General features: G+C 55.7%; 3 rRNA genes. All 3 read right to left on the reverse strand.

Annotated elements, in window-relative coordinates:
• Position 1 precedes the first annotated feature (1 nt).
• Positions 2 to 118, reverse strand: a 5S ribosomal RNA gene (gene rrf / locus Q9R26_RS18440).
• 154 nt (positions 119 to 272) lie between these two features.
• Positions 273 to 3,400: ribosomal RNA gene (locus Q9R26_RS18445) — 23S ribosomal RNA — on the reverse strand.
• 430 nt (positions 3,401 to 3,830) lie between these two features.
• Positions 3,831 to 5,352: ribosomal RNA gene (locus tag Q9R26_RS18450) — 16S ribosomal RNA — on the reverse strand.
• Together the 16S, 23S and 5S rRNA genes form the textbook arrangement of a ribosomal RNA operon.
• Between the last annotated feature and the right edge of the window lie 189 nt (positions 5,353 to 5,541).

The raw sequence follows: 5,541 nt of genomic DNA on the forward strand, positions 1-5,541 counted from the left end.
AGTCCGGCGGCGTCCTACTCTCCCACAAGGTCCCCCTTGCAGTACCATCGGCGCTGAGAGGCTTAGCTTCCGGGTTCGGAATGTGACCGGGCGTTTCCCTCTCGCTATGACCACCGGAACACTCTCGACCATGGATCTTGGTCTCAAAGCTGTCCCGACTGCTGTCTCCCGTGTGGGAGACAGAGCGGTGTATTCAGTTTCGATTCCCGATCGTCTGTCGGGAACCACAAAGTGGACGCGAGCCCGTGCAACACGTGCACGGAAATCAGTGTGTTATCAAGTCTTCGGCTTATTAGTACCGGTCAGCTCCACGGGTCGTTAGTCCCCGCTTCCACATCCGGCCTATCAACCCAGTAGTCTGCTGGGAGCCTCTCACACTCAAGGTGCATGGAAATCTCATCTCGAAGACGGCTTCCCGCTTAGATGCTTTCAGCGGTTATCCGGTCCGAACGTAGCTAATCAGCGGTGCCCTTGGCAGAACAACTGACACACCAGAGGTTCGTCCATCCCGGTCCTCTCGTACTAGGGATAGATCTTCTCAAATTTCCAACGCGCGCAGCGGATAGGGACCGAACTGTCTCACGACGTTCTAAACCCAGCTCGCGTACCGCTTTAATGGGCGAACAGCCCAACCCTTGGGACCTACTCCAGCCCCAGGATGCGACGAGCCGACATCGAGGTGCCAAACCATGCCGTCGATATGGACTCTTGGGCAAGATCAGCCTGTTATCCCCGAGGTACCTTTTATCCGTTGAGCGACAGCGCTTCCACAAGCCACTGCCGGATCACTAGTCCCGACTTTCGTCCCTGCTCGACCTGTCAGTCTCACAGTCAAGCTCCCTTGTGCACTTACACTCGCCACCTGATTGCCAACCAGGTTGAGGGAACCTTTGGGCGCCTCCGTTACTCTTTGGGAGGCAACCGCCCCAGTTAAACTACCCATCAGGCACTGTCCATGAACCCGATCAGGGTCCTACGTTAGACATCCAAAGTGACCAGAGTGGTATTTCAACAATGACTCCACGAACACTAGCGTGCCCGCTTCACAGTCTCCCACCTATCCTACACAAGCCACTCCGAACACCAATACCAAACTGTAGTAAAGGTCACGGGGTCTTTCCGTCCTGCTGCGCGTAACGAGCATCTTTACTCGTAGTGCAATTTCGCCGAGTTCGCGGTTGAGACAGCTGGGAAGTCGTTACGCCATTCGTGCAGGTCGGAACTTACCCGACAAGGAATTTCGCTACCTTAGGATGGTTATAGTTACCACCGCCGTTTACTGGGGCTTAAATTCAGAGCTTCGCCCAAAGGCTAACCCTTCCTCTTAACCTTCCAGCACCGGGCAGGCGTCAGTCCGTATACATCGTCTTGCGACTTCGCACGGACCTGTGTTTTTAGTAAACAGTCGCTTCCCACTGGTCTCTGCGGCCTTCAACGCTCACGGAGTACATCCGGTCACGCGTCCGGCCCCCCTTCTCCCGAAGTTACGGGGGCATTTTGCCGAGTTCCTTAACCACGATTCTCTCGATCTCCTTGGTATTCTCTACCTGACCACCTGAGTCGGTTTCGGGTACGGGCGGCTGCAACCTCGCGTCGATGCTTTTCTCGGCAGCATAGGATCACTGATTTCCCCTTACGGGTACGCGTCGGATCTCAGGCGTACAGACGACGGATTTGCCTATCGTCAGCCCTACATCCTTACACCAGGTTCACCTTACGGATACCATCGCCTGGCTCAGCTACCTTCCTGCGTCACACCTGTTCATACGCTAACCGCACCAGCATGGGGTCGAGCGTTAGACCGGCCACCATCACCCCGAAGGGATCCGGTTGTACCGGGTTAGGACTCTTAGCACCACTGGATTAGCTTGGGCGGTTGTTCGCCGGTACGGGAATATCAACCCGTTGTCCATCGACTACGCCTGTCGGCCTCGCCTTAGGTCCCGACTTACCCAGGGCGGATTAACCTGGCCCTGGAACCCTTGGTCTTTCGGAGGACGGGTTTCTCACCCGTCTTTCGCTACTCATGCCTGCATTCTCACTCGTGTAGCGTCCACGGCTGGATCACTCCGCCGCTTCACTCGCCACACGACGCTCTCCTACCACTCCGCACGACTGAACCACGAAGGCTTGTCTATAGTGCGAAATCTACAACTTCGGTGGTGTGCTTGAGCCCCGTTACATTGTCGGCGCGGAATCACTTGACCAGTGAGCTATTACGCACTCTTTCAAGGGTGGCTGCTTCTAAGCCAACCTCCTGGTTGTCTGTGCAACTCCACATCCTTTCCCACTTAGCACACGCTTAGGGACCTTAGTTGGTAGTCTGGGTTGTTTCCCTCTCGACGATGAAGCTTATCCCCCACCGTCTCACTGCTGCGCTCTCACTCACCGGCATTCGGAGTTTGGCTGACGTCAGTAACCTGTTGAGGCCCATCGGCCATCCAGTAGCTCTACCTCCGGCGAGAAACACGCAACGCTGCACCTAAATGCATTTCGGAGAGAACCAGCTATCACGAAGTTTGATTGGCCTTTCACCCCTATCCACAGCTCATCCCCTCCATTTTCAACTGAAGTGGGTTCGGTCCTCCACGACGTCTTACCGTCGCTTCAACCTGGCCATGGATAGATCACTTCGCTTCGGGTCTAGAACATGCGACTCAAACGCCCTATTCAGACTCGCTTTCGCTACGGCTGCCCCTCACGGGTTAACCTCGCCACATATCACTAACTCGCAGGCTCATTCTTCAAAAGGCACGCCGTCACCCCTACTAAGGAGGCTCCGACGGTTTGTAAGCAAACGGTTTCAGGTACTATTTCACTCCCCTCCCGGGGTACTTTTCACCTTTCCCTCACGGTACTTGTCCGCTATCGGTCATCTGGGAGTATTTAGGCTTATCAGGTGGTCCTGACAGATTCACACGGGATTTCTCGGGCCCCGTGCTACTTGGGATACACATCCGGCCATAACACCATTTCGTCTACGGGGCTGGCACCCACTACGGCCCGGCTTTCAAACCGGTTCGACTATGATGCGCTGTAACCGCCCCAGTCCGGCAGAACTGAGTGACGTGTCCCACAACCCCGACCATGCAACGCCCGCCGGCTATCACACATGATCGGTTTAGCCTCATCCGCTTTCGCTCGCCACTACTCACGGAATCACATGTTGTTTTCTCTTCCTGTGGGTACTGAGATGTTTCACTTCCCCACGTTCCCTCTACCCGCCCTATATATTCAGGCGGGAGTCACCAGGTCGCAAAACGCCTGGCGGGGTTTCCCCATTCGGAAATCCTCGGATCGAGGCTCGATTATCAGCTCCCCGAGGCTTATCGCAGATTTCTACGTCCTTCATCGGCTCCAGATGCCAAGGCATCCACCGTTTGCTCTTAGAAACTTGACCACAAAGATTAAAATTGCGATCCAACGTCACCACACCAACCCGAAGGCTGATCATGGATGACGCGAATCAAAGATGCTCGCGTCCACTGTGTAGTTCTCAACATACGATCGGCACCAGCACTCCCCCACCACAACAGTAGGTTCACCCTGGCCCGACGAAGGACCCGTAGGCCCAACCCCCACCACCACTCACGCGGCAGCAGGAAGCCTGGTCCCTCAGGACCCAACAACGTGCACCAGCCAGCAGCTCCACCCCGACCCGTCCCAACCCTGCAAGCAGAGCGTACTGAGGTCGGAAGCATCACTCCCAACTGCACTGTCAATGTTCCACCCATGAGCTACCCGTCGGACACGTTCGGTCCGAACCAGGCGCCTGGACCAGCAACCAACCACCCATGATGGGCGACCAGCACTGACCAGATGCTCCTTAGAAAGGAGGTGATCCAGCCGCACCTTCCGGTACGGCTACCTTGTTACGACTTAGTCCTAATCACCGATCCCACCTTCGACGGCTCCTTCCACAAGGGTTAGGCCACCGGCTTCGGGTGTTACCGACTTTCATGACTTGACGGGCGGTGTGTACAAGGCCCGGGAACGTATTCACCGCAGCGTTGCTGATCTGCGATTACTAGCGACTCCGACTTCATGAGGTCGAGTTGCAGACCTCAATCCGAACTGAGACCGGCTTTTTGGGATTCGCTCCACCTTACGGTATCGCAGCCCTTTGTACCGGCCATTGTAGCATGCGTGAAGCCCAAGACATAAGGGGCATGATGATTTGACGTCATCCCCACCTTCCTCCGAGTTGACCCCGGCAGTCTCCTATGAGTCCCCGGCATAACCCGCTGGCAACATAGAACGAGGGTTGCGCTCGTTGCGGGACTTAACCCAACATCTCACGACACGAGCTGACGACAACCATGCACCACCTGTACACCGACCACAAGGGGGCGACCATCTCTGGCCGTTTCCGGTGTATGTCAAGCCTTGGTAAGGTTCTTCGCGTTGCATCGAATTAATCCGCATGCTCCGCCGCTTGTGCGGGCCCCCGTCAATTCCTTTGAGTTTTAGCCTTGCGGCCGTACTCCCCAGGCGGGGCGCTTAATGCGTTAGCTACGACACAGAAACCGTGGAAAGGTCCCTACATCTAGCGCCCAACGTTTACGGCATGGACTACCAGGGTATCTAATCCTGTTCGCTCCCCATGCTTTCGCTCCTCAGCGTCAGTTACGGCCCAGAGATCTGCCTTCGCCATCGGTGTTCCTCCTGATATCTGCGCATTCCACCGCTACACCAGGAATTCCAATCTCCCCTACCGCACTCTAGTCTGCCCGTACCCACTGCAAGCCCGAGGTTGAGCCTCGGGATTTCACAGCAGACGCGACAAACCGCCTACGAGCTCTTTACGCCCAATAATTCCGGACAACGCTTGCACCCTACGTATTACCGCGGCTGCTGGCACGTAGTTAGCCGGTGCTTTTTCTGCAGGTACCGTCACTTTCGCTTCTTCCCTACTAAAAGAGGTTTACAACCCGAAGGCCGTCATCCCTCACGCGGCGTTGCTGCATCAGGCTTTCGCCCATTGTGCAATATTCCCCACTGCTGCCTCCCGTAGGAGTCTGGGCCGTGTCTCAGTCCCAGTGTGGCCGGTCACCCTCTCAGGCCGGCTACCCGTCGTCGCCTTGGTGAGCCATTACCTCACCAACAAGCTGATAGGCCGCGAGTCCATCCCCAACCAAAAAATCTTTCCACCACCAGACCATGCGGCCAGTGATCATATCCAGTATTAGACGTCGTTTCCAACGCTTATCCCAGAGTCAGGGGCAGGTTACTCACGTGTTACTCACCCGTTCGCCACTAATCCACCCAGCAAGCTGGGCATCATCGTTCGACTTGCATGTGTTAAGCACGCCGCCAGCGTTCGTCCTGAGCCAGGATCAAACTCTCCGTAAAAAAATACAGACCCAACACCCGAAGGCATCAGACCGAGTTGATTCTGACTGTTGACTGTCTACTGACAATCTTCAATCCAAAAGGAATTGCTTCATGACCCAGCCGGACAAACCGACCAGGCACGAGGTCAATCAATAAATTGGCATTGACAATGTGCACGCTGTTGAGTTCTCAAGGACCAGACGCACT

Origin of the sequence: Curtobacterium sp. BRB10 (assembly GCF_031844325.1) — a bacterium.
GTDB lineage: Bacteria > Actinomycetota > Actinomycetes > Actinomycetales > Microbacteriaceae > Curtobacterium > Curtobacterium poinsettiae_A.